The following is a 26460-nucleotide window of genomic DNA, read 5'->3' on the forward strand; positions in this document are numbered from 1 at the left end:
TTTTACTGTGAGTCGCAACACACTGCTGCGATTAGTGCGTAGGATGCCTCTAACATCAGTCGATTCGCCACAAACTCTTGGAGTAGACGATTTTGCCTTTCGCAAAAGCCAAACTTATGGCACTATACTCGTTGATTTAGAACAAAGTCAACCAATAGCTTTACTCAAAGACCGCTCTGCGGAAACTTTAGCCCAATGGTTAAAAGCACATCCAGGTATTAAAGTTGTCTCACGAGACCGAGCCAAAGCTTATGCTAGTGGCATTAGCCAGGGAGCGCCCGAAGCTATCCAGGTTGCAGATCGTTTTCATCTACTACAGAATCTAGGAGAAACACTGGAACGAGTGTTTCATGGGCATAGCAAAGACTTGAAACAAGTTGATGAAGCTTACAGTCAAATCGAAGTCATCCAAACAGATGGCACAGTAGTTGCGCCAGTACCGCCACCCCCAACACCGACTAAACAGGAGCATCTTGCTGAACAACGTCGTACACGAAGACTGGCAATTTATGAACAAGTTTGGGAATTACATCGCCAGGGTTGGTCGGGACAAGCTATTGCCCGCAGACTTGGTATTGGTCATGGAACCGTGTTTCGTTACCTGAGTAGCCCCACATTTGTTGAACGTCAGGGACGCAGCGACCGTGGTCGAAGCTTGCTGAACCCTTACAAAAATTATCTTCTCAAACGCTGGAACGAGGGTTATATCGATACCAAAGGTCTGTTTGCGGAAATTCAACGGCGTGGTTACTCTGGTAGCTATGATACTGTGGCCCGCTACACCCGTCGATTGCGTTCCTCCCAAGGTTTGAAGCTGAGGCAACGGCTGGTAAATAAGCCTCTGCCAATAGTTGCTGAACCAGAGAAAAAGTCTTTGACTCCCAGTCGTGCAACTTGGCTAGTGCTGCGGCGACAGGAATTGTGGAAGCGAGGCGATGAACAACTGATTGCACTGCTAACGGCACAACACCCCGAATTAGCTCAGGCAATTGAATTAGGTCAAGGTTTTGCTCAACTGGTGCGTACTCGACAACCTGAAGAACTTGATACTTGGTTGACGCAGGCGGAAAATAGCATTCTTTCTCCTTTTCGCAACTTTGCTAAAAGTTTGCGAGAAGACTATGATGCTGTCAAGGCTGGTGTAACACTTTCAGTGAGCAATGGCCCTGTTGAAGGTCACATCAACCGATTGAAAATGTTGAAACGACAAATGTATGGTCGCGCAGGAATAGATTTACTTGAGCGACGGCTCTTGCTGGCTATATAAAGCGCGGGCAGGTGACAGTAAAAAGTAAACTCTATTTTTGCGTTAGCGCAGCTTACCGTAGGTATCGCTCTTGGTGGGTACTTCGTGCCATCTCTCAATCTCAGTAATAGTTATTATTTCATCTTTTCTTGTTGCGATCGCCTAAACTAATATCCCCAATCAAGATCACCAAAAGTTGCCAAGACCCTTTTTTCTGACTGGGTTAATTTTTTGGATGAAGGAGATGGTGCATTCACACCAGATGCAACCGTAACCTGATATTTCATCTGAAATGACTGGAAATTACCTTCAGTTTTAGGCGTACAGTTTAACTCCAGTTGATAAATTCCAGTATTGGGAAAGACAATATCTGCTCCAGGAATACCTTGATATTTTTCAACTGAGATAGCTTTAACAGTAGGTTGTAGCACTGGTAAATCAGCAGGTTTACGAGGTTGCAAGTAAACAGCCATTTGACAATTAGCCTGCTCTAGTGGCAGGATTTTTCCTCCTTTGCGGGTAAGTGCAACCCAGGCTTTAGCATATTCTCCAGCTTTGAGAGTATGGTAAGGCTCAATGTGCCAAGTGCCTGCCACATCCCCTGATACTTGAATATTGTGAGCAGTAGCAGGAGTCACAAATAAGGCGAAAAACAGCGTGTAGCTTAGAGTTTTATTGATAGTTGATAGATATAACATTTTATTTGTAACCTTCACATAAGCCACAGCCTACGTCAAAAGAGAAGCATTCAAACTTAACTTTTTTAGTGATTTTATTTATATCTTTTAGGAAAGTATTCAATTTTCAATTGCTTGCGCGATCGCTAACCCAAATCCAGATCACTCAGTACGATGCGAGCGATCACTTCGTCTGTCAAGGGTAAGTGAACGATGAAAGTGCTACCCTTACCAAGTTGGCTTTGCACCTGTATACTACCTCCATGAGCCTGAACAATTGCTTGCGCGATCGCTAATCCCAAACCAGATCCACCAGTACGACGCGAGCGATCGCTGTTCACTCGATAAAAACGGTCAAAAATCCGCTTTTGCTCGTGCGATCCAATGCCAATCCCTGTATCTTGAACTTCAATTACAGCATGACCGTTGCTGCGTTTGAGGATGACAGTTACATAACCGCCAGCAGGGGTGTATTGAATAGCATTGGCAATTAGATTAGAAAACACACGTAACAGTTGGTCTTCATCTCCCATTACATATAAAAGTTCTTGGCATAAAACCAAAGATGTTAGTTGCAAAGAAGCCGCAGCCGCTAATGCTAAAAATTCTTCTATCAGGTCATTAATCAAAATATTCAGACAGCAATGTATTTGTTGTGCCGCCTGCGTTTGCTGTTCCAATCGAGACAGTAACAGCATATCCTGAACTAATTCAGCTAGTCGATAATTTTGACGTTGGATAGATACCAAAATATCTCGCGTCTCCTGAGTTAGATACTCCATATCAAATAAAGTTTCTACCGTTGCATTAATCGCTGTTAGAGGAGTACGCAACTCATGAGAGGCATCAGACGTAAACTGTTGCATTTGTTTATACGACCTGTCAATTGGTCGCATTGCTAAGCCTGCTAGCCACCAACTAGAACCACCAACTAACAATACCGTAATTGGCAATCCTAGCGCCAAAATTACTTTCAAAGCCGCGAGACGACTATCAAGGTCATTTAGACTGCGCCCTACCTGAATATAGCCCCAATCTTGATTATTTTGAGTGTGCAGCAGTAGAGACTTTTGACTGTAACGATTACCTTGCAAGTCTTTGACTGTTTGCCATACTTGGATTTGCACAGTCGGTGGCAATTCATCAGGTTGGAAACCTGCCACTGCAATTAACCGCCCTGAACCATCGACAAAACGGATGTAATATTGCTTATCTTTGTATACAGGACTAAAAATGCCGTGTTCATTATGGGTGCTTTGACTGTGACTCAGGATATTTTGGGTAGGACAACTGGACTCAGCTAAACAAATATTTGGTAAAACCTGCTGGAAAACTAGCTCTGTAATACCAGGTTGTTTCAAAGTTGGTTCAATTACATCATGTAGTGTACCTGCTACCGATTCCAGTTCCCGGTTGATAGAAACCACATAAGCATCAATGATTACCTCATAAACCACGAAACCGCATAAGGACAGAATCAAAGCCATAACTACCGCATACCAGGTAGCCAATTGCCAGCGAGTCTTACGAAATAGTCGAATCTGCATTGCCAGGATTGAAACGATAGCCCATACTAGGGACAGTTTCGATTAGCCCATCACAACCATATTCCGATAATTTGCGTCGCAAAAGTCGGATTTGAGCTGCTACTACATTACTAACGCGTTCTGCACTAAAGGCATACAGATGATTCAAAATTTGGTCACGAGTAATAACTGTATTAGGACGTTTCATTAAGTATTCTAATAATTGAAATTCTTTTTTTGTTAAATAAATTACCTGATTTTCCCCATTAGGATACTGACGAGAAACTGTACAATTACCGCAGTCTAGGATAAGACCACCAACTTGCAATTGTAAAGGCTGGATCTGAGACGTAAGCGATGCACCTCCTAAAGCAGATCGCCGTTGCAATGCACGCAATCGTGCCAATAGTTCTGCCATGCCAAACGGCTTGATTAGATAATCATCTGCCCCTGCATCTAGACCAGCTACCTTATCTGCCATGCTATCTTTAGCGGTTAGCATCAGCACTGGTAAAGCATTGCCCCGATTTCTTAAACGTTTACACAATTCTAAACCTGACATTCCCGGCAGCAACCAATCAAAAATTGCCAGTGTATATTGAGTCCAATTATGTTCTAGATAAATCCAGGCTTCATTTCCATCCAAAACCCAGTCAACAATATATCTTTCTTTACTCAACTTTCGCTGAATTGACGCACCTAGATCCGGCTCATCTTCAACTAACAGAACTTTCATAAGCAGTAGATTTACTCTAGAAAGTTGTTCATTAAATTACACGCAATTGAACAATTCCAATGGGTAACTCTACATTCATACCAGCGAGAATAGTAGATATTTTGTAGAACTTATCACCAGTAGTCACTGCTGTTTTTTTAACATTCTTCATTTCTACGATGATGACAGTTCCAGGAGCAACTAATTCGGCAAACTCTAGCGTAGCTTTTTTGCCTTGAATAGAAACTTTTGCCGCAATTTCTTTACCAGATTGATCGGACACATCAATACTTTCTCTAAGAACAATGTTAGCTGGAGCTTCGATAATTAGCTGAGAAATAGCCTTGCTTTTTTGGGGAACCGCTATTTTTAAAGTATGTCTGAGAATTCTCCAGTGGCGAATACCTTGAGGAGATTCACCTAAGCTAATAACGTGAGGAAAATTACCAGATTGTGGTGTAGGATTTGCATAAGTAGCTGGAACTACAACTGCCATGGTTAAGGCTAAAATCGTAGTATGTATCAATTTTCTATTCATTATGCTCTTATGATTACCTCACTATATACATCAATTATCAGAATCATCTTCGGTGAAAGATGTTACCTCTTAATAGCTTGACAAAGTGAGATGAAATTTGGGTGAAATTTTAGCTAGTTCAAGGTATTATTTAAAAATAAAAATAAATCAGTGACCTTTGGCGGAGCAATAATACTTTCGTAACCGTATACTTTTTTATAGTCTCAAAGCTCTGTCTAACCTCGTTTCAGCTTATATCGATATTGACAAACAGTTGAAAAAGCAAAATGTTAGTATTAGTATCTTTTCATACTTCAACTGAAAATATACTCTCGTAGATTTGTTTGGCAACGACGGAGGTAACTAAGTGCTTGTTTTTCTATGTAACGAACTCTCCTCTCACTAATGTTGAGATGTTGAGCTATTTGCGTCAAGGTGAGTTCGCAATTATCTTCCAAGCCATAATGCAAAATTAGGACTTGTTGCTGCTGTGGAGTTAATTCTCTCAGTGAGAGATATATATCTTGACGCATTAAATTTTGAGTTACTTGGATTTCAAGCGAGGCTTCTGGAACTTCTGTTAAAAGTTCTTGCAATTCTGTGTCTTGGTTATCGCCCATTTGTTTATCTAATGAGACAGGTTGACGAGATATCATCAGCAGTTCGCGGATTTGAGCAGGGTTTAATTTCATCTTTTCTGCAATTTCAGGTACACTAGGACTACGCTTTAATTTTTGAGATAATTCCCTTTGCACTTTTTTAAGTTTATTCAACTTTTCGGTAAGATGAATTGGCAGTCTAATAGTTCGTGATTGTTGAGATATTGCTCGTGTCATTCCCTGGCTAATCCACCAATAAGCATAGGTAGAAAACTTATAGCCACGAGTGGGATCAAATTTCTCTACACCACGCTCTAAACCTAGTGAACCTTCCTGAATTAAATCCATAAACTCCACATTTCGTCCTTGATATTTTTTGGCGATAGAAACCACTAAACGAAGATTTGCTACCATCATCTTTTGCTTTGCCTGTGTACCTTGCTGAAAAATCTCCTTCACTTCTATTTCACTAAGCTGTACATATTTAGCTAATTCTTTTTGAGATGGTTCGTGGTTGAGTTGTTTCTTCAAAGTTTCCTTTTTATTTTGTAACGTAATCATCTGCTGTACCTGTTTGCTAGATGAAATTTCTTCCTCATGAGTCAACAATGGTACACGAACAATATCTTGCAGATAATTCCGAACTATATCTGTGCTGAATTTAATATTTGACGTTGTTGTCATGTTACAAATCGGCATAATTTTAGTATTTTTTGTTTATATGAAAATATGTTTAATAAACATTATTCATTCATGTTACGGTAAGTAGCCACGGCTGAAGGAGAACTGCGATTGAGGTAGCGAAATATCCAATATTTAAAAACTGTATCCATGATGACTGGAACAGTAGCAATAAATAAAGAAGCAAGATTTTTATTTTCTGGTAAACCGTAATGTTGGAAAGTACTTTCTATAACTATTTGCCAACCATAAGGAGAGTGAAAACCGACAAATATATCTGTAAATAGAATAATTAAAAAAGCCTTAGCGGAGTCGCTTAGACTATAAGTTATATCGCCAGCAAAAGACATAAGAATGGATAGCTGCTGCTTACCTGTTAAGATTAAAATAATTAATGTGATGGCTGTAAGTATATCTGTAAAAATATTTGTTACTGCATTAATACTTTTAATTTTATTTTCTGCTACTAGCGCAATAGCTTTTTTCTTAATCTTCTTTTGAACAAGCTCGTCAGAGAATGTGGTGACTTTACCTATTCGAGCTTCAAAATAAACACTTTGCTCAAATCTTTTGAGTTCCGCTAAAACTTTTTCTTCTTGAGAACAATTTAAAAAAATATTTAACTCTTGTGAATTCCAAAACTTCTCAATTAAGGGAGCGATTAAAAAATTCCTAGAAAGCTGATTTATAAGTAATGGAACTACAATCAGAAGTAACAAAAAACGGACAGAGGAAATTGTTTGAAGTCGAGAAGCGCGAAACTCTTCAATAACCTTTACTTCGGCATTTGGATCTAACGTCTGTTGAAATTTTTCTATCGTCCGCAGGATAGAGCGAGGAATAAAGCTCATCTTTTGAGATGATGACTTTGATTTCATCTTAATTTATAAGCATCACAATTATAGTTGCACCCATAATTTAGTGAGACAACTGTGGCATTTTAAAGAGCTATAAGGCTATAAAATTTAAAGTTTAAATCTCTAAATTCTACTTTACAAAAACAGGATGAAATTAAGATGAAAAATCAGTATTTTATAGAAAGTTTTTCCAGCTTTAGTTATTTTCGTATATGCAAAAACGGCAAGTTTTACTTGAATAGCTATTACTTTAGTAATTTGTTATCGCAAAGCTAACGTGGTTGAGTATTCAGTCAGAATAATTACTTCAAATGCGATCGCCACCAAATTATCTACCCACATACTCAACTAAATTGATTTAAACCACGTTTTCTTGAGCAAGAGGACATGGAAAACTTGGATCGCCTGTTTCTATCTGAATTGTAGTGTGTTCTATACCAAAATGGTCGTGAAGTTGTTGATTTACCTGAACTAAAAAAGCATCACTAAGATTTCCAGCAGGCATAATTAAGTGAGCAGTGAGAGCTGTTTCTGTGGTACTCATCGCCCAGATGTGCAAGTCATGAACACTAGATACACCGGGAAGTTCAGCTAAGAATGTACGGACTGCAAGTGGTTCAATACCTGCTGGTACTGCATCTGTGACTAAGTTCAAAGATTCTTGGAACAATTGCCAAGTACTCACAATAATCACGACAACGATCATCAAACTTACAACTGGGTCAAACCATAGCCAACCAGTAGTAACAATCGCAATACCAGCCAGGACTGCACCCAAAGACACCGCCGCGTCAGCAACTAAGTGAATAAAGGCTCCCCTAATATTCAAGTCTCTTTCACGACCAGATAAGAACATTAAGGCACTTCCCATATTGATGGCAATACCTACCGCAGCCACGCCAATAATTGTACTACCTGATACTGGACTAGGTTGAGCAAAACGCTGTATGGCTTCCCAGGCAACTGCGCCAGAAGCTACGAGTACGAGAACAGCGTTCAAAAGAGCTGCCAAAATAGAGGAGCGACGTAACCCGTAAGTGCGGCGTGGTGTTGGTTGGCGACGACCGAGGAAGCTTGCTCCCCAGGCAAGTAACAAACCTAGAACATCACTCAAATTGTGACCAGCATCGGCAAGTAGGGCAAGGGAATTGGCAGCTAACCCATAAACTACTTCAATGACAACAAATCCAGTGTTGAGAGCAACGCTAATAATGAAGGCACGGTTGTAATTAGTCGGTTCGTGGCTGTGTCCGTGACTGTGATTGTGAGACATGAATACTGCCCTTAAAGCGTTACCAACGGCGACAGAACTTCTAGGTTTTGACAAGTGACAAACTTATCTTTAAGCATATCTTTGACCAAGGAAAAAAATTCGGTTATTGCACTTTCACTATCAATAACTGTAATGACAAGTGGTAGCATAGAAGACTCAATAGATGGATCTAGCTCGTTCATAGTGCGAAAAATACCATGTTTGCCATATCCAGAAATTGCTCGCATCACCGTCATCCCTGTTATTCCCTGTTATCGAGCGATTCCCAATAGAGTTTGGTGAAGTGGTTGGTGCTGCCAACCATCAGACTCACTGATTATAGATTGTTAGCTGCTTCCATTTAATTGGTTCGTGATTGTACTGTTGAACCATAACTGTTATCCCGTCGCTACCACTTGCTATTAATTATCGCTTGAAGGTAAAACGACCATTAAATTTTTCACCTTTTACATCCGTTTGAATAACAACTTTATACTCTCCCGTTGCAGTTCCGGCCAGGTTTGCCGTATATTGTTTTTCCTCGGTATTATAAGGAACTTGTAGAGTTTTTTGAGTGCCATCTGGTAGCTGAATTTGAGCCGTGAGCTTGGCATCAGTAATTGATTGGTCTTGCTCGCCGTGTACGCTGATATCTAAATGAGTAGAATCTTTTTCTATATCTGATTTAAACTCTAAATGATATTTGCCCGAATTTACAACTTGACTGCTAGACTTCTCTCCACTATTGGAGTGACCACCTTTTTCATCATGGCCATGACCGTCGTTTTCATTATGCACTTCCCCAGTTTTAGCAACGGGTTCAGTTTTAGTAGATGTTTCTGTAGTTGCTGTTTTAGTAACGGGTTCAGTTTTAGTAACACTTTCTGAGTTAGCGGCTTGATTCCCACCACTACAAGCACCCAAAAAAATTAATCCTACACTGCTAACAATTACTAAACTGGTTTTCAGAAATTTCATTGATTTACACTCCTCAATATTTGGTCAATTAACAACTAAAAACTTGCCTCTCCTGCAATTTATGTCTGAACAATTGGTTCAGCCTTTCTTGGCATCAAATATCTACTAAACTGTACATACAAAGTCGGAAGTACCAAAAAAGTTAAAGCAGTTGAAGTAAACAATCCACCTAACACTACAACACCTAGTGGCTGGAGGATTTATTTTCCGGCTCCGCTAACAATTACCAAGGGTGAAATGCCCAGTCCTGATGATAGCGCAGCTAAGTAAGTTTAAAGACAAAGTACTTTATACTTCATCCACTATCCCAGATGAAGATGAAATTGAGATGAAATTTTTAGGGACAATAAGTAAAATTTCTATGTTAGCAATTGTTACTAAATCATCAACACCGTTGCTACTTAGACACCAATTGCCCCTGGTGTCAGCTACGCTATACTTATCCATACAAGTATTTCAAAATTAAAGAGCATCAGTCAGCTAGATAGCTGCGTGAGTTAATTCCATATCTTCGTAGAAGCGTGAGAGCTTGTTTTTCCACTTGTCGTACTCGTTCCCGACTAATACCCATCCGTTGACTAATCTGTACTAGGGTCAGTTCACATCCACCTGCTAAACCAAAGCGCAAGATTAAGACTTCCTTTTGCTGGGGAGTCAGCTTTGCTAATAAGTTGTGAATATCTTGATAGAGCAATTCTCGTTCGGCGTAGCGTTCGGGAGACATTCCATCATCTTTCAGCAGATCCTGTAATTGGGTATCCTGCTCAAACCCAATTCTCATATCTAAGGAAACAGGTTGACGAACCAGCTGCAAATATTCTCGAATCTGACTGGGTTCCAGATTGAGGGCTTGGGCGATTTCATTCACGCCAGCAATGTAACCAAGCTTTTGAGATAACTCTCGCTGAACACACTTAATTTTGTTCAGTTTATCAGCCATGTGAATGGGTAAACGAATAGTACGGGATTGTTGTGCGATCGCTCGTGTAATTCCCTGACGAATCCACCAGTAAGCATAAGTGGAAAACTTGTATCCAAGAGTTGGATCAAATTTCTCTACCCCTCGTTCTAGCCCCAATGCACCTTCTTGAATTAAGTCTAGAAACTCAATATTGCGTTTCTGGTATTTTTTAGCAATAGACACCACTAACCGCAGATTAGCCTGAATCATCTTCTGCTTGGCAATTTGTCCTTGACTTAGTTGTTGCAGTAGTACATCTTCTTTCAACTGCATCTTGTCAGCCCATTGTTGCAAAGTGGGTTCATGCTGTAATTTTTCAGCTAGCTCTTCTTTTGCAGTAAACATCACCATCATTTGCTGAACTTGTTGAGCAAAAAAAATTTCTTGCTCATGGGTTAACAGAGGTACACGTCCAATGTTATGAAGATAGATATTTACTGCATCTGCTGTAGATGAAAATTCGTTATTCTTGCTCTTAAGTTTAGTCACTTGGGATGTTGAATTAGGCATAAATATGTTAGCCTCAATTGAATAAAATCAAATGGTTACATAAAAATAAATAAGCACAAAATAATCGAGATGATAAATTTTAAAAACTTCATCAATTAATTGGTTCAAACTGTCCTAAAAAAGTAGGTCGGGGACGGGTAATGTCAACTTCCCACAAAGCCTTAACATTCGCTAATGATTCCCGTAATAAATCGGGAATCATTCCTCGTAGTCCATAAATTTCTATATCTGGAGTTCCTAAACCAACTGTCTTTAGTCCTAATTGGCGACAGGTATAAACAGTGCGGGGAAGATGATAATTTTGAGTGATGACAACAGCTTTATGTACACCAAAAACTTTATGAGCGCGATAACAACTCTCATAAGTGCTGAAACCTGCATAGTCTAGGGTAATGTTTTTCATCGGTACACCCAGATCATGGGCATATTTCTGCATAGACCTGACCTCATTATAGGAAACTGTGCTGTTATCTCCTGTCATTAAGAGCTTACTAATCTTTCCCATTTTATAAAGTTTGACAGCAGCTTCTACACGGTCTGACAACATAGGTGTGGGATTACCATTTGGAAGAATTCCTGCACCGAATACTATTGCAACCAGTTCTTTTGGGACTGATTCTGGTTGAACGTAGCGATCGCCATTCGTCATTAAACCTATATAAGCCGTTGCTATTAAAGGTTTTGCTAATACACTAATTACTAAAACTAGCAAAATCCATCGCAGGTAACGGAAAAAATTGAAATATTTTTTTCCTACAATTTTTTTAAAAAATCTCATATAAGTGATGTTTTACAGAGTATTTTATTGGATCAGCGATGCACATTCTCTAAAGTTGATGTGTAACTATAAATTACTTCTTATATTATCAGCCAGTAAAACAAATCACTGGCTGTACTTTAGCAAAATTACTGTCACATCTGTGCTTAACTTAGTGATGCCAATTAATTCTCCAACACCACCCCAGCTACCTTTCCATTTTCCTCAACAACCGCACTTCGCTTAGGTAATAAAAACCTACCAAACTTCGAGTACAAAGCAGGTAAAACCAGCAAGGTTAACGCTGTAGAAGTAAACAAACCACCCAAAACCACTATCGAAAGTGGCTGTAAAACTTCCTTACCTGGACCCGATGTAATTACTAACGGTACTAATCCCAAAGCGGATGTAAAGGATGTCATCAAAATAGCATTGAGTCTTTCCATTGACCCGACTAGAAGGATTTCTTTTAATGACATTCCGCTAGAAAATTTAGTAGTGTAATTGTCTACTAAAAGTAGTCCGTTGCGAGTAGCTACACCAAATAAAGTCACAAAACCTACCAAGGAAGCGACTGAAACAACGCCCCCTGTTAGTGCTACAGCAATTACACCTCCGACTAAAGCGATGGGCAAGTTAATCATAATCATTGCTGTAGAAGCAATGGATTTGACAGAAAGATACATTAATACCGTAATCACTACAAAGGAAATAGCACTGAAAATCAAAATATTTTGTGAGGCTCTTTCTTCGGCTTCAAATTGACCGCCATACTGAATAAAGTAACCAGAGGGCAATTGCACTTGTGCTTTGACTTTGTTTTTAATTTCATTGACTACCGATCGCAAATCTTTGCCCTGAGCATTAGCAGATACTACAATTAGACGGGAGACATTTTCCCTGTTAATAGTATTTGGGCCAGTGCCATAGACAACTTTAGCCACATTAGCTAAAGGAATTTTATTTCCCCCTTCATCTCCACCTTGGGAAGGGGTATCAACTAACAAATTTTCAATTGTTTGTAAATTATTCCGGTATTCTGACTGCAACCAGACAATTAAATCAAAACTTTGTTGCTTATCCAAAACTTGCGATACTACTTTACCATTGAGCGCAGTTTCGACAAGTTCAGATAGTTGCCCAACTGTTAAACCATAACGTGATGCGGCAACACGGTCAAATTTTATTTGAATTTGTTCAATGGGAACTTGCGGTTCTAATTGTAAATCTACAAGCCCAGACACAGATGACATTGCACCTTCAACTTGTTGACCAATCCGGCGGAGTTCTTCTAAGTCTGAGCCAAATATTTTTACAGCAATTTGACTTCTTACCCCAGATAATATTTCATCAATTCTGTGAGAAATAAATCCACCAATATTTGCAGCAGCACCAGGTATTTTATTAAATTCTTCCCGCAACCATTCTACTGTTTCTTTCCGCTTTTCCATTCCTTTGTCACTCAGCCCAATATCGAGATGGCCAAGATTTACGGGTGCTGCATCTGGATCACTAGGGGCGCGTCCTGCCCGTAACTGCACATATTTTAACCTGGGGTCATCTTTGAGTTTATTCTCCAACACAAAGGCGGCACTGTTAGTAGCTTCTAAAGATGAACCTGGATAAAGAGCTAAAGTATTTACCAAAGTTGATTCTTGAAATTCTGGTAAAAAAGCCCGTCCTAAAGCTGGAAAAATCACTATTGCCGCTACCATTCCCGCTAAAGCCACCGAGATAATGATCATGGGACTGTTGATAGCAAAATCTAAACAAGGATAATAGAAACGCTTGAAAATTCGGGGTATTAATGGTTCCTTTAACGGCATTTTTCCGTGTGGAAGTAAAATTGCACACAAAGCCGGACTTACAAGCAGCGCTTCTAAACTAGAAACTATAACTACCACCAGATAACTAAGACCCATCGGGCCAAAAATCCTACCCTCTACACCAGCGAGGGCAAATATTGGAGAAAAAACGACAATAGTAATTAAAGTTGCCCCAATCAGAGATTCCTGGACTTCCTCTATTCCTTGAAAAACAACTTCCAGTATTGGACTAGGATTAGGAGAGTATTTATTTTGTCGCAACAAACGAAAAACATTTTCTGCATAGACAATGGCATCATCAATCGCTGTACCAATGGCGATCGCTAATCCCCCCAAGGTCATTGTATTCAGCCCCAAGCCCAAAAAAGATAATACTTGCAATGAAAATATAAAAGTCAGGGCAAAATTTAACAGCACAACTCCAAGAGTCCGCCAATTCATTAAAAAAGGGATGAGGATAACGGCTGCAATGATACTACCTTCTACCAAGGCTGATCTAACATTTTCTACTGAAGCATCAATATAATCAGCTTGACGGAAGGTCGCATTTACTTTAATTTCTTTCGGTAAACCTGCTTCTAGCTCAGATATTGCGGCTTCAATCGCACGGGTGACGGTGGGAGTATCAGCGAGAGGTTGCTTATTCACCATCACTACTACAGCATCTTTGCCATTTAAGCTGCCATCGCCTATCTTAATCGCACCGCCAATTTGAATTTCGGCAACATCTCCCAACCGCACAGGCGTTCCTTGACGGGCAACAATTACAGATTGTTTTAAATCATCCAAGGATTCAATTCGGCCAATTCCCCGAATCAGAGTTTGCTTGTCAGGGCTGATTAAAAAGCCACCAGGAGCATTGACATTTGCTCCCTGTACTGCGTCAGATACTTGCTGTAAGGATACATTAAAAGCTCTGAGTTTGTTCGGATCTACTAGTACTTGATACTGGCGCACTTCACCGCCATACACTAGTACTTGACTAACGCCAGGAACTGCTAAAAGGCGGTTTGTAACTTGCCAATCAACGATTCGGCGTACTTCCATCAAGTCGATTTTGGATGTTGGGTTTTGGATGGGTATTTCTCCTTTCTGCCCCTCCTCTTCCACTGTGAAAGCATATTTTAATACAGTGCCGATAGGTGAACTGATAGGAGCGAGTCTTGGTGTTTCAATTCCTTCGGGTAGCTTACTCACTACTTGTTGCAGTCGTTCTTGTACTAACTGGCGGGCTTGATAGATATCTGTTCCCCAGCCAAAAACGACTCTGACTACGGAAAGTCCTGCTGAGGAGGAAGAACGAACTGCGCTGATCCCTGGTGTGCCGTTGATTGAGCTTTCAATTGGTAATGTCACCAGAGATTCTATTTCTTCAGGAGCAAGTCCGGGAGCTTCTGTTTCAATTTCGACCTGGGGAGGTGCAAAGTTGGGGAAAACATCCAACGGCATTTGCGGGATAGTATTAAATAATATGATTATTGTGGAAATAAGTGCCGCAATCACTACTAACCAGCGTCGAGAAATTACCCATTTAGCAACTGTACTAATCATTATCTATTTAGTTGTTTATTGTTGTTGGTTATTAGTTGTTAATTATTTCAAATCCACAACTTTATAAAAGAGAACTTCAAATTCCACATTATTAATTTTTTGGCGTTGCTGATAGCCTGCGTGGCGTAGCCATATTGAAGTATGAAATAAAAAATCAAGGATTTAAAACTCCTACTCTCTGCGCCACCCTGCGGGTTCCGCCTTTCCTACGGGACACTACGCGAAAGCGGTACTGCGTGTTAGCGTTAGCGGGGCGTAGCCCGATAAATTCATACTCTTAATCAGCACCGCAAATTTTTTATTAGTAATTGGAATGAGTATCCTTGTCATTTTTCTCAACAGAAATGGCGGGAGTAGAGGGGGTTGGTTGTTTGTGGTTGTCGATATAAACCTCGGTTTCATAATTAAAACCGTTACCTACTGGTACTAAACGGGAACGGTTACGACGGCTAGACCAGAAACTACCAGCTAGGAAAGCCAAAGTAGCAAGGGCCACTCCTCCTGCTCCAAATAACCACAGAGGTAGCGGTAAGATGTTAGCCTTAGTATCCTCTGAATGTGCTTGTTCCTGTTCTTCTCCTTCGTTAGATTTACTACCACCCTTCAATGATTGTGCATAAAGTTGTGGCGCACGCTGGGTAACGACTGAATCTCCCTCGAATAAACCACTTTTAATCTCAATTAAATCTTCAGAGGTTTGTCCTAGCTCAACTTCAACAGATTGGAAGGCATTGCCGTTTCGGACATAGACCAATTTCTTATTATTTGCATCTACTACAGCAGACTGGGGAATTGCCAAAGTAGCTGTAGATGTCTGGTCTGTTACAACTTCAAATTCAGCAAACATTCCGGGTTTGAGCTGCCCTCTAGCGTTATTGACTTCGGCTTGTACTGGTACTACTCGCGTTTCTCCTTCGACTATTGAGCCAATCCGTGTAATCCTGCCTATAAAGGTTTGATTAGGTACACTAGCAACCTTCATCCTTACCTGTTGACCTGTCCTCACTTTATCTAAATCTTTTTCATAGATATTCGCTGTGGCAAAAACCCGACTATCATCTGCGATCGTCATTAATTTACCACCCGCGTCCTGAAATGATTGACCGATAGTAACTTCCCTATCAACAACCTTGCCGGTAATCGGAGCTGTTACTGTTATTAGTCCCTTAGCATTAGCGCGGTTTCCTAGTTGAGAAAGGCGAGTTTCATAAATAGCACTGCTGCGATTAATATTGGATTTTGCTAGGCTAACTGCTACTTGAGCGCGTTTGAGTTGATTTTCAGCCGCAATGACATCGCGGCGGCTGTTGGCTGTGGTTAATTTAGCTTTAGCTTCTGCTAGCTGGGTTTGAGATTCAAGAGCGTTGCGACGTGCCAAAGCACCTTCAGTGGCTAACACTTGATCTTTCTCATACTTTTCTTGAGCAAATGCTACTTGGCTTTGGGCTTGGGCGATTTCTGCTGTGGCTATTTGCTGATAGCGATCATAATTTTGTTGAGCCAGCCTCAAGTCAGCTTCAGCCTGCTGTAAATCAGCTTGACCTTGTGCTAATTTGTCTTGAGATTCCACGCGCAATGTCACTAAATCTGGACTGGTCACAACAGCCACAGGTTGACCTTTCTTTACTGATGCGCCTGGTTCTACCAACAGTTCAACTACTTTTACCCCTTGAATTGGGGTGGTGACTTCCACTTTCTGGCTAGGTAAGGTTTCAATCTGTCCAGTAGTTTTAATGCCGACAGCTAATCGTTGGCGTTGCACTGGTTCTACCTTAACTCCTAGCAGTTTTGCGGTTTCTGCATCAACTTCAACAGAACCAGTTGCTTCGCTTCCACTACCCTGAAATGAACTTGCACCGCTATGGTCGTGTCCAGCACCAGCCAAAACAGTAGTAGGAGTATTTAGTAGTAACATCAACATTGTCAACGAAACATAACGCAGTGGAGCAGAACATTGAAACAAATTAGAGATTCCCATCGCTTGTTGTGTCCTAAGTTAGTGAGAAAGCAGAATCGCCTTTGGATGTTGGCATTTAATGTGCAAATTTGGACTACCGCTTTCTTTAGCTAGTTACATTGCTTTTGTGAGTAGTTTAAGGAATTTGAATAGTAGTCTTTTTCCAGTGTTTCATATCGATATGAAATTTGGGTGAAATTTTTGATGGCGATTGTTATTAGGAGTAACTATAATATTTAGGCGATATTCATGTTTGGAATTTTACATTTTTCTTAAAACTACAAAATACACAAAATGTCTATATAATTTATATACATTTTGAAATTACTGTAGGCATTCTTACAACACAACTATAAATATTTCTTGTATATTTTCATTACTATTAGCTAACGTAAAAATTAAATAGCCTACAGCTTTCTAAATAAGAAGGCACTCGCTATCAAGCTTCAGCTATTAGCCCTATTTTGAAAAGGAGACAGTAGACAGTAGACAGAAGGCAGAAGTAAAGAAAAATTTTATCTTTTGTTGTGTTCATATAGCGCCTGCTTTGCGCTCACTTTATTTCAGAACGTCTCTTTTAAAAAAACTAATTTTAAACTTTAAAATTTTATTATTTAAAGTTTAAAATTAACATAAAGATCGATAACCAAATAAACCAATATTTAAATATTTTATTAATTTAGATTTTCCACTAAAGAGCGATATAAGTTGATGACGTGACTGTCAGCCAAACTATAATAAACATTCCGACCTTCTCGACGATAGCTGACTAAACGCATAGCTTTCAATAACCGCAGCTGATGGCAAACTGCTGATTCACTCATTTTGGTTAATGCAGCTAGATCGCAAACACACAACTCACTAGAAGCCAAAGCTGATAGGAGGCGTATACGGTTTGTATCTGCTAACACCCCAAAAATTTCTGCCATTTGTTGTGCTTTATCTGTCGGTAAGATTTGAGCCTGAGATGAGCGTACATTATCTAGATGCACCAGATGAGTATCACAGGTAGGGGTATCAGAACTTTGAATTAAGTCTAAGTCCTGCTTTTTCTTGTGCTTATTCATAGCAAGTTTTACTTAGCAATAGTTATCAATCTCAATAATAACTAAAATGATAACCATTGTACAGTTGAATAGTTGTTCAATTGTTGTATTAGAATATTGGCAGCTAACTTTTTGCCTTGATTCTAAAGCTGCTATGACTCAAACTCCTGAACTCAAAACCCAAACTTTGCAAGTTGGCGGTATGGACTGCGGAAGCTGCGCCAAGACAATTGAAGTCGCTTTGCAACAGTTACATGGTGTGACAGAAGCAACAGTAAACTTTACAACTGGTAAGGCTAGGGTTTCTTATGATCCAGAGATATTGAGTGAAAAGAGTATCTATAACCAAATTAAAGGTTTGGGTTATACGATAGAGCAAAGTCATGAGGCACAATCCCATCAGCATACTCATTCCTGTGGCGGTGAACACGACCATGACCACCAAAATCATGACCATAACGTAGATATGGTTTCTCTGCAAACGCTACAGCTACAAATTGGCGGGATGGATTGTGGCAGTTGTGCCAAAACCATTGAGGTTGGGGTGCAGAAGATAATAGGCGTACAAGAAGCATCGGTCAGTTTTGCTAACGAAAGATTGCATATATCCTATGACCCACAATTGGTGAATGAGAAAGCAATTTATGACCGGGTTAAAGATTTAGGTTATACGGTTGAGAAGGGAGCAACGCGATTTGGTGAGGTCAGTTCTCATCATCATACTGATTCTTATGGTCATGACCACGAGTATGATCATAACCACGAGCATTCTCAGCCAATAAACAAGTTAAAACAAAAACAAAAATCCGACCTCACAAGCTGGAGATTCTGGATTGAAAATCGTCGGGGACAGAGTGTCATACTTGCAGGCATAGGCTTAGTTTTAGGTTTACTTAATCAGTATTTAATGCTACCTATCTGGATTGCACGAGCTTTTTATGGCATTGGTATAGTAATTGCTGGCTATCCGATCGCACGGGCTGGTTTGTTTGAGTTGCGCTTGCGTCGCGCCGATATGAATCTGCTCATGACTATTTCGGTGATTGGGGCAGTAATTTTAGGAGACTGGTTTGAAGGGGGGCTGGTTGTCTTTTTGTTCTCTTTAGGCACAACATTGCAAGTTTTCACCTTTGGTCGTACCCGCAATGCAATTCGCTCATTGATGGATTTGACTCCACATACTGCTACAGTTAAGCGCGGGAATCAGGAATTTACAGTTCCCGTCGAAAGTATTCAGCTAGGTGAAGTTTTGACGATTCGACCAGGAGGGCGTGTGGCGTTGGATGGTGTGGTTGTTTCTGGTAACAGTGCTATTGACCAATCTCCAATTACGGGAGAGTCAATTCCAGAAGATAAAGCCGTTGGGGATACTGTCTTTGCAGGCACTTTAAATCAGACAGGTTTTTTAGAAGTCAAAGTTACGCACACTGCTAGCGATACAACCGTTGCCAAAATTATTAATTTGGTAGAACAAGCTCAAGAAAGCCGCGCACCTTCACAGCAGTGGGTGGATAAGTTTGCACAGGTTTACACACCGATAGTGATTTTAACTGCGATCGCCATTGCCCTAATTCCGCCCTTAGCTTTTGCTCAACCTTTTAACGTCTGGCTTTACCGCGCACTGGTCATGCTAGTAATTGCTTGTCCCTGTGCCTTAGTCATTTCTACCCCAGTTTCCATTGTCAGTGCTATTGGTGCTGCAACTCGGCGGGGCGTTTTATTTAAAGGGGGTAATGCACTGGAAACGGCTGGACATCTAACTACCCTTGCTTTTGATAAAACTGGCACAATTACCCAAGGGATGCCTATTGTGCAGCAGGTTTATGACTTGGGGAAAGTGAGTGCAGACATGATATTACAGATTGCCGCTTCCTTAGAACAAAAGTCTGAACATCCCTTAGCAAAAGCTATTGTGGCCAAGGCTCAAGAGATGGGGCTGGAGTTAGAAACTCCCCTTGATTTTACCGCATTACCTGGTAAAGGGATTCAGGCAAACTTTGGTGAGATGTTATATCTGGTTGGTAATCGACGGTTGTTTTCAGACCAAGGTATTTGCTTGTCTGATGAAGCTGAATCTTTGTTAACTGAAATTGAACAACTCGGTCAAATTCCGGTGTTGGTAGGGACGAACGAAGGGTTATTAGGAGCGATCGCCCTCTCTGATGGTATCCGCTTGGAAGCCACCGAAGCCCTGCGACAATTGAAGCGGGTTGGATTGAAGCGATTGGTGATGTTGACAGGCGATCGTACTGTTGTGGCCAAGCAAATTGCCCAACAAGTTGGAATTACAGAGTATCAGGCAGAACTGTTACCTGAAGATAAACTGCAAACAATTCAACAGTTGCGTCGTCACGGGGTAGTAGGTATGGTTGGAGATGGCATTAACGATGCACCTGCTTTAGCTACGGCAGATATTAGTTTTGCTGTGGGTGGAATTGATATCGCTTTGGAGACAGCAGATGTGGTGCTGGTAGGTAGTGACTTGAGACAGCTTGCTTATGCAGTAGATTTAAGCCGACGTACTGTGTCAGTGATTCAACAGAATGTGGTTTTTTCTCTGGTAACTAAGGCTTTATTTTTACTATTGGGAACGTTTGGGTTTGTTGGTTTAGCGATCGCCGTCTTAGCTGATACAGGAACTTCCCTGCTAGTAACTGCAAATGGAATGCGTCTGTTTAAAACCAAAACTTTTAAAAATTAAACAAATAACGCATATTCTACAGAGATTAGTAACGTTTAACCAACGTTATTAAATGTTTTACTCTAGTAATTGCCCTTGCCTCAATCTCTGTAGTTTCAACATCGTGATACATATCATTAACCACAAAAATCCAACACCATACCCAGCAATTACATCTGTCGGCCAATGTACTCCTAAATATAGGCGACTGATGCCAATTGCCACAATTAGAATAACCGCTAAAACATAGATTAACCGCGAAAATTGAGGATAATAAGTAGCTAGTATATAGGCAATAAAACCATACATCACCATAGAGCCTAGTGCATGACCGCTAGGAAAACTAAAAGATTTTTCAGAAATCAAAAGTGTCCAAAGTTGCGGACGGGGTTTAGAGAAAAATAACTTTAAACCTGTATTTAGAGTTAACCCTCCTATACAAGTAAGCACAAAAATATATGTTTCTATCCGGTAACGTCGCCACCAAAGTATTCCTAAAGTCATTGCTGCGACTACTACTACTGTCTTTGGATTACCAAGATTCGTAATAAATAACATTAAATTATCAAGACTCGGATTGGCAAATTGATGTAACCATAATAAGAAAGATGTATCAAATGCAAAAGCTTCTGTCTCTAAAACTTCTTCAGCAAGCTTGGCGACAACAAACAGGATCAGCAAACAAATTGCAAGTCCAACTATACCAATTGTGGCAATTAAAGGAGCTAAACGAGGGTATATATCGCGCAGCCAAAAGTTAGAAATTTTTCGTATCATTGAATATGTCTAAGTCTGTTATGGATTTATAGCTTACAAAATAATAGTCAAGAACTTGAAAAGACGATTTTGAATCGAAAATAGAGTTATTTTGCTCAAACTAGGCTTCTAAGTACCTGGTTTAAAGTAATCTAGTAACCTATCTCCTGAATCTGCCCTTACTAAGGCTACTACTACATCGGGTAGTACAGCTAAATTGGGATACACTAAGTAACGAGGTTCCCAATGAGGAGTAAACTTATCTTTAAATGTATGTAAACCCTTAAAGTTATAAAACTTATTTAAGTGTTCGTAAAGATATTTTAATGCTTTCTCCAAAGTGGGAGAATTTTGTGTTTCTCCAACTCCAGAAAGTGCTGATAATCCCAAATTAAAACCGTCATAATTTAGTTGCTGAAAGTGCTGAAACATTGAGACAAATAAAAATTCCATTGTCCCTTTTTCAATGTGTGTACGTCGTCGCATTAAGTCGATAGTAATTTCATTTTTTTGATACTCTGATATCACATTGGCGAAGGCACTTATTGTTCCTTCTGGGGTATGTACAACCACTATTTCACATTCACACAAGTAGTCATAATCAAACCAACCAACAGAAAATTTTTTCTCGGCTCCCTGCATCATCTTAAGCCATTCATCACTTACTGACCTCAATTCTGTTAATAATTCATTGGCAATCGGTGGTTGATAAAATTTAACTTGATGACCTGACTTAGTAAGTCTATTGAGAGCATTTCTTAAGTTCTGGTTAGCTTTGCCTTGAAGGGTGAAGCTATGTAAGTCAACAATTGCCTCCTCACCAATTTGAACAGTACGGTAGCCTAAAGATTTATATATATCTAAATCATCTGGTAAAGTTTGATAAAATGCGGGATACCAGTCATTTTTCTCACAAAATAGCTGAAACCCAACAATTATTTCTTGTCTTTCTTCAAGCGGGCCAATGGGGTCGCCCAAAGCTATTGCACCTCTACCTTTTGCTACATAACCAATGAAGCTTTTTCCAGAAGGACTGAAATAATAAGTTTTATCATCAAAGAGAGTAAATCTTGCTAGAGAAGATTTTCCATATTGTTCTACAATTTCTTTTGCTCGTTTTCTTTCTACATCTAAAGCAGAACTTCTTAATAAGACCGGACGCAAGAGCATGAATAAAGCATAAGCTAATGTAGAAGCACCTACTAAATATATTGAATTAGCGAAAAACTGTCCAAATCGCGTTGTAGGTTCTAACCCTGCATTATCAGCTGTGAAAAACATTGCCAAAGTTTGCAGCAACGCTTCTGGTAAGTCAAAATTAACCGTATATTGCCTATCTAGTAGAAAGAAACCTACAGTGCCGTAAGCTAATGTAAACAGCAATGCACCAATTAAAACTCGAATTCCCTGAGTGATGGAAGGACGATCTGATTGTGCTGTAAAAACATTACGCATTAAAATAAGTTGAGCTAGTAAAACTCCAGCCAGCAAACTTTCTTCATAGTCTAAACCTTTGATTAAATGGCTAATAATAGTTACAATTAACAACCCAACTGTTAGTAACCAAGCTACTCGCTTACGTCGTAATAAATTAGCTGCCAGAGTTAACAATATAAATCCAGTGATTGCTGCAAAAAAATGTCCACCCGCGCGGATATCAAAAGGGACAAATTGCTCTATCAATTCTGTGCGTCTAGGCGAATTAGGAGTAACCGCAGATATCAAATTCACAACCCCTACTATGGCGGTTAAAATAGAGGCTGTCCACAATCCAATGCGTTGACGTTTATTTAGCAATTGCTTTTCCTCACTTTGCTTAATTATTTGATTGTGTCGTAGAGCAAGTTTAATTTCAAGTTGGGTTAAACATAAATTAAGCTAGGAACGCGCTTTTAGCCGTTGATTAATTTCATACAAACCCAGCAATGCCACTGCAACTATCAAGGGCAAGATGTAGTAAATTCCTCGGTAAGCTATTAGTGAACCCAAAGCTGCTGGGGCTGTTATTTCTGATGGCAGTAGCAAAAGTATTACGGTTTCAAACACCCCTAAACCTCCAGGAACGTTGCTAACAATACCTGCAATCATTGCTAGTAAGTAGATACTAGCAAAGCCGAAATAGGACAAAGGAATACTTGGGGGTAACAGAAGATAGAGAACAGCGATCACCAATCCCCATATCGATAGTGACGGCGAATTAAGAGAAATAAACTGACAACGAGAGGAATAGCTAGAACTACAACCCAAGCTCCTGCTTGGAATTTTGTCACAATAATCACAACCGCAACGATAAAAGTAGCGATCGCCCCCATACCATTGATGATTGCGCTAGTACCCCAACCTGAAGTTTGTTCCTTAAACTAATGACGTACCATTCCGGCTTGCGAGAGGGTAAAGAAGGTAAACACCCCAACAGCATACAGAGGGATAATCGCGTTGACTTCGCCTTGAAAAATAATGGTAAGAATAGCAGCTAAAACACTCAGTAAAATAATACCGTTAGAATACACCAGGCGATCGCCCAACAGTAACAACTGTCGAGGCAGAAAACTATCTCTGGCTAACAGTGAGGCAAGTCGCGGAAAATCTGCATAACTGGTATTTGCAGCTAGTAGCAAGATTAATAATGTCGTAAACTGCAAAAAATAATATAGTATTCCGCTACCAAAGATTTGAAGGTAAGTTGGTCTACTAGATGTTTGTGCCAGTAGTTCCAGCCAACATCTGCGCCAACAATACCATGACCGCCAAGAAAAGCATGGAATTCGTTTGCAATTCCTAACTTATCTAGAGTTTGATGAAACTGCTGAGTTGATGTCAGAAATTCTTGATCTTGCTCTCCAGCATCCAAATATGCTCTAATGCGTTCACGTTCTGCTACTGGTATTGTTTTAATAAAATCTTGGGGGCTATTTGCTGTACCACTACTATCGGTAAAGTAGCCACTAGAACTAAAGAAAACATTAAAGTTATTCAGGTGGCGTAAACCAATATTAAACGCTCCCCAACCACCACTTGACTGTCCTCCCATTGCCCAAAACTGCGGTTCATTCAACGTCCGATAACGAGATTTCACAATTTTGACTAACTCTGAACCAATCAAAGTGCCAACTTTACCATTGGGGCCATCATAGTAATCTGAATCCCAAAACGGACTTGTACCGCGCTTGTCATTGCCATCTGGGGTAATCACTATTGAATGAGTTAATTTGTCACTTTTGTAAAGGTCATGTAGTACGGAGGTGACAGCCGCTTTATCCTGATAAGCACGAGCATCTCCATGTCCCCCGTGCAGTAGGAAGATGACTGGATAGCGTTTGTTTGGGTTCTTGGCATAGTCGGGAGGAAGAATTAAGCCATATTGTCGCACTTCTCCCATTGCCTTGCTGTTGAAAGTCTTTAGCTCAAAGGACAATCCTGTATTTTTTTCTACCTGCGGAGGATCAAGTTGCGGCGCACCAGCAATGAACACGTACCAATAACCAGTTGCCAACAAGGTAGCAACTATGGCCATACCTGCTAGTAAAATATTTGACCATCGTAACTTCATCTATAATTTCCTTGGTTATTATCTCAAAATAATATTAAAATTACACTTCTCTATAATTGCTCAAAATTAAAATAGTAGACAATTATTTGTTAACCAGCTATAAAACTAATAATCAGCCCAGTCAAAACAATCAAAGTCAAAATAATATAGGTGATATCTCGCTGACGCATAAAAGCTAACAGAGAAAAAGCAACTCTAGCAACAGGAGTAGCAATTAATAACAACAACCCAAGTTGAATAATGCCACGACGGCGACCTGATAATGCTGAGGTTGCTACTCCTTCAGGAGAGCGAAAAGCTGGAGGTTCACCGCGAAAAATTTGATAATTAGGAGTTTCTTTGCCGTGATAAATTAGGTATAAAACTCCGCCGAGCAAGACTAAAGCTGAAGAGAAAAGTACGCCATATCTTAACAAATTACCGACCAAAATTTCGACTTGTCTTTCACTCAAGTTGTGTCGATTTTGGAACATTTTAAATTCTCCCAGTCAAGCCGTTATAAATCATTTGAATTGCCAATAGCACAATGACTAAACTAAAAATATTTCTTAAAACGCCTACTCTTGCTTTTACTAATACCTTAGCTCCCAACAATGCGCCTAAAAGTACTCCTAACATGACAGGCATTGCCAGTCCAGGGTCAATATAACCTCGTTTCAGGTACACACCCGCGCTAGCTGCTGCTGTCACCCCAATCATAAAGTTACTGGTAGTAGTAGAAACCTTAAACGGAATCCGCATGAATTGATCCATTGCTAGTACCTTGAGTGCGCCAGAACCAATACCAAGTAACCCGGAAAGCACTCCGGCGACAAACATCAGACTAAATCCTACAGGAACAGCATGGACATTGTAAGGTTGTTCACCTGACTGTGTTGGGTAAGTGCTGTTTAGCTTTAAACGAGTTGCTAAACGATCAGGTGGAGTATCAGCTGAGTGTTCAGGACGGGATTGACGCGAGAGATAAGCGCTGTAAAGTAAAACAAATCCAAAGACCACAGCGAGTATTCTAGTGGAAACAAAAGCGGCTATAGTTGCACCTGCGATCGCTCCAAACGTCGTTGCTACTTCTAAGAACATTCCCAAGCGTAAATTAGTGTAGCCTTCTTTGACGTAAGCAGAAGCAGCGCCGGAAGAAGTTGCAATTACAGATACTAGCGAAGCACCAATTGCGTAACGAATGTCAACACCAAAAACCAAAGTTAATAGAGGGACAAGCACCACTCCACCACCTAAGCCTGTCAACGCTCCCAAAAAGCCTGCTGTAGCAGAACTAATCCAGACTAGTAGGGTAAATTCTAAAACATTCAAGCGAACACCTCCGGTGGGCGCGTCATGCCAACGCACCTTCGCTTCTAAATTAAACGTTGCTTATGAAAAAACTCAATAGCAACATCTGCATTATATGGTAAGCAAGTTAAGAAATAATTAATTACACGGAATCATGAGGGGTTGCAAATAAAACTCTAGCAGCACTAAGAATTAGTAGCAAGGCGAATATTTTAGTTAAAACCCTATTCGGTAAACTCGTTCCTATTTTGGCACCGAACCACCCACCTAAAATAAATCCTAGACAGAGAAGTGCAGCTACTTTTATGTCTACATATCCTTGCTTATAATAAGTCCATGCTGCTAATAAATCTATTGGTGGAACTAACAAAGCCAATGTAGTTCCTTGCGCTTGGTGCTGAGAGAATCCTAAGAAAAAAATCAAGGCAGGCAAAATAATTATTCCACCACCAATGCCTGTCATGCCACTAACAATTCCTGCTATCAATCCCAAAATTATGCAAAGCCAAATATTAGTCATGATTAAAT

25 protein-coding genes and 1 pseudogene are annotated in these 26460 nt (G+C 40.1%); 2 read left to right on the forward strand and 24 right to left on the reverse strand.

What is annotated here, in order from left to right:
• Nucleotides 1-1267 (forward strand): ISL3 family transposase (locus FNW02_RS05140; protein WP_191756505.1); only part of this gene is annotated, 1267 nt, incomplete at its 5' end.
• A gap of 146 nt (nt 1268-1413) precedes the next feature.
• On the opposite strand, the gene FNW02_RS05145 is transcribed toward FNW02_RS05140, so the two are convergent.
• The 16 genes and pseudogenes from FNW02_RS05145 to FNW02_RS05220 all read right to left on the reverse strand — a co-directional run bounded on the left by FNW02_RS05145 (nt 1414) and on the right by FNW02_RS05220 (nt 17677).
• The gene (locus FNW02_RS05145) at nt 1414-1944 is read right to left on the reverse strand and encodes a hypothetical protein (protein WP_225225433.1); all 531 of its coding nucleotides are present in this window, start codon (nt 1942-1944) and stop codon (nt 1414-1416) included.
• Between the two features lie 125 nt (nt 1945-2069).
• The gene (gene rppB, locus FNW02_RS05150) at nt 2070-3470 is read right to left on the reverse strand and encodes a two-component system sensor histidine kinase RppB (RefSeq protein WP_191756506.1); all 1401 of its coding nucleotides are present in this window, start codon (nt 3468-3470) and stop codon (nt 2070-2072) included.
• Nucleotides 3448-4185 carry a two-component system response regulator RppA gene (gene rppA / locus FNW02_RS05155; protein ID WP_191756507.1) on the reverse strand — a complete coding sequence of 246 codons (738 nt, stop codon included), beginning with the start codon at nt 4183-4185 and terminating at the stop codon, nt 3448-3450. The genes rppB and rppA overlap by 23 nt, the downstream gene beginning before the upstream one ends.
• 31 nt (nt 4186-4216) lie before the next feature.
• The gene (locus FNW02_RS05160; protein ID WP_225225434.1) at nt 4217-4660 is read right to left on the reverse strand and encodes a DUF2808 domain-containing protein; all 444 of its coding nucleotides are present in this window, start codon (nt 4658-4660) and stop codon (nt 4217-4219) included.
• A 335-nt stretch (nt 4661-4995) separates the two neighbouring features.
• Nucleotides 4996-5979: an RpoD/SigA family RNA polymerase sigma factor gene (locus FNW02_RS05165; RefSeq protein WP_191756509.1), complete on the reverse strand. Its 984-nt coding sequence runs from the start codon at nt 5977-5979 to the stop codon at nt 4996-4998.
• A 44-nt stretch (nt 5980-6023) separates the two neighbouring features.
• Nucleotides 6024-6839 carry a CemA family protein gene (locus tag FNW02_RS05170; protein WP_225225435.1) on the reverse strand — a complete coding sequence of 272 codons (816 nt, stop codon included), beginning with the start codon at nt 6837-6839 and terminating at the stop codon, nt 6024-6026.
• 337 nt (nt 6840-7176) lie between these two features.
• Nucleotides 7177-8091 carry a cation diffusion facilitator family transporter gene (locus tag FNW02_RS05175; protein WP_191756510.1) on the reverse strand — a complete coding sequence of 305 codons (915 nt, stop codon included), beginning with the start codon at nt 8089-8091 and terminating at the stop codon, nt 7177-7179.
• A gap of 11 nt (nt 8092-8102) precedes the next feature.
• Entirely contained in the window at nt 8103-8327 is a 225-nt protein-coding gene (locus FNW02_RS38380; protein ID WP_225225436.1) for a DUF190 domain-containing protein, read from the reverse strand.
• A 169-nt stretch (nt 8328-8496) separates the two neighbouring features.
• Nucleotides 8497-9048 (reverse strand): hypothetical protein, encoded by a 552-nt coding sequence (locus FNW02_RS05185; RefSeq protein ID WP_191756511.1) that lies wholly within the window; start codon nt 9046-9048, stop codon nt 8497-8499.
• Between the two features lie 59 nt (nt 9049-9107).
• Nucleotides 9108-9314, reverse strand: a pseudogene (locus FNW02_RS05190) (efflux RND transporter permease subunit); the annotation flags it as partial.
• A 22-nt stretch (nt 9315-9336) separates the two neighbouring features.
• The gene (locus tag FNW02_RS05195) at nt 9337-9495 is read right to left on the reverse strand and encodes a hypothetical protein (RefSeq protein ID WP_191756512.1); all 159 of its coding nucleotides are present in this window, start codon (nt 9493-9495) and stop codon (nt 9337-9339) included.
• A gap of 25 nt (nt 9496-9520) precedes the next feature.
• Nucleotides 9521-10519 carry a sigma-70 family RNA polymerase sigma factor SigB gene (gene sigB / locus FNW02_RS05200; protein WP_191756513.1) on the reverse strand — a complete coding sequence of 333 codons (999 nt, stop codon included), beginning with the start codon at nt 10517-10519 and terminating at the stop codon, nt 9521-9523.
• Nucleotides 10520-10610: 91 nt separating this feature from the next.
• Nucleotides 10611-11297 (reverse strand): SanA/YdcF family protein, encoded by a 687-nt coding sequence (locus FNW02_RS05205; protein WP_191756514.1) that lies wholly within the window; start codon nt 11295-11297, stop codon nt 10611-10613.
• Nucleotides 11298-11461: 164 nt separating this feature from the next.
• Nucleotides 11462-14653, reverse strand: a complete 3192-nt coding sequence (locus FNW02_RS05210) for an efflux RND transporter permease subunit (RefSeq protein ID WP_191756515.1) — start codon at nt 14651-14653, stop codon at nt 11462-11464.
• Between the two features lie 301 nt (nt 14654-14954).
• Nucleotides 14955-16631: an efflux RND transporter periplasmic adaptor subunit gene (locus FNW02_RS05215; protein ID WP_191756516.1), complete on the reverse strand. Its 1677-nt coding sequence runs from the start codon at nt 16629-16631 to the stop codon at nt 14955-14957.
• A 653-nt stretch (nt 16632-17284) separates the two neighbouring features.
• Nucleotides 17285-17677, reverse strand: a complete 393-nt coding sequence (locus FNW02_RS05220; RefSeq protein WP_099066896.1) for an ArsR/SmtB family transcription factor — start codon at nt 17675-17677, stop codon at nt 17285-17287.
• Between the two features lie 46 nt (nt 17678-17723).
• Here FNW02_RS05220 and FNW02_RS05225 point away from each other — a divergent pair, with 46 nt between their 5' ends.
• Nucleotides 17724-20357, forward strand: a complete 2634-nt coding sequence (locus tag FNW02_RS05225; protein WP_431356791.1) for a heavy metal translocating P-type ATPase — start codon at nt 17724-17726, stop codon at nt 20355-20357.
• A gap of 57 nt (nt 20358-20414) precedes the next feature.
• On the opposite strand, the gene FNW02_RS05230 is transcribed toward FNW02_RS05225, so the two are convergent.
• From FNW02_RS05230 to FNW02_RS05265, 8 genes are all read right to left on the reverse strand, one after another.
• Entirely contained in the window at nt 20415-21113 is a 699-nt protein-coding gene (locus tag FNW02_RS05230; RefSeq protein WP_191756517.1) for a phosphatase PAP2 family protein, read from the reverse strand.
• Between the two features lie 108 nt (nt 21114-21221).
• A complete protein-coding gene (locus FNW02_RS05235; RefSeq protein WP_191756518.1) occupies nt 21222-22889 on the reverse strand; it encodes a bifunctional lysylphosphatidylglycerol flippase/synthetase MprF in 1668 nt (555 codons plus the stop codon).
• Nucleotides 22890-22970: 81 nt separating this feature from the next.
• The gene (locus FNW02_RS05240) at nt 22971-23261 is read right to left on the reverse strand and encodes a hypothetical protein (RefSeq protein ID WP_225225437.1); all 291 of its coding nucleotides are present in this window, start codon (nt 23259-23261) and stop codon (nt 22971-22973) included.
• Between the two features lie 191 nt (nt 23262-23452).
• Nucleotides 23453-23734, reverse strand: a complete 282-nt coding sequence (locus FNW02_RS38385) for an amino acid permease (RefSeq protein WP_225225438.1) — start codon at nt 23732-23734, stop codon at nt 23453-23455.
• Nucleotides 23713-24642: an alpha/beta hydrolase gene (locus FNW02_RS05250; protein ID WP_191756519.1), complete on the reverse strand. Its 930-nt coding sequence runs from the start codon at nt 24640-24642 to the stop codon at nt 23713-23715. Before FNW02_RS05250 ends, FNW02_RS38385 begins: the two co-directional genes overlap by 22 nt.
• An 89-nt stretch (nt 24643-24731) precedes the next feature.
• Nucleotides 24732-25115, reverse strand: a complete 384-nt coding sequence (locus FNW02_RS05255) for a DUF1634 domain-containing protein (protein WP_191756520.1) — start codon at nt 25113-25115, stop codon at nt 24732-24734.
• A gap of 1 nt (nt 25116) precedes the next feature.
• On the reverse strand, nt 25117-25989 hold the full coding sequence (locus FNW02_RS05260) for a TSUP family transporter (protein WP_191756521.1): 873 nt from the start codon (nt 25987-25989) through the stop codon (nt 25117-25119).
• A gap of 85 nt (nt 25990-26074) precedes the next feature.
• On the reverse strand, nt 26075-26452 hold the full coding sequence (locus FNW02_RS05265) for a sulfite exporter TauE/SafE family protein (protein WP_191756522.1): 378 nt from the start codon (nt 26450-26452) through the stop codon (nt 26075-26077).
• Nucleotides 26453-26460: the final 8 nt, after the last annotated feature.

Source organism: Komarekiella delphini-convector SJRDD-AB1 (assembly GCF_014831675.1).
Lineage (GTDB): Bacteria > Cyanobacteriota > Cyanobacteriia > Cyanobacteriales > Nostocaceae > Komarekiella.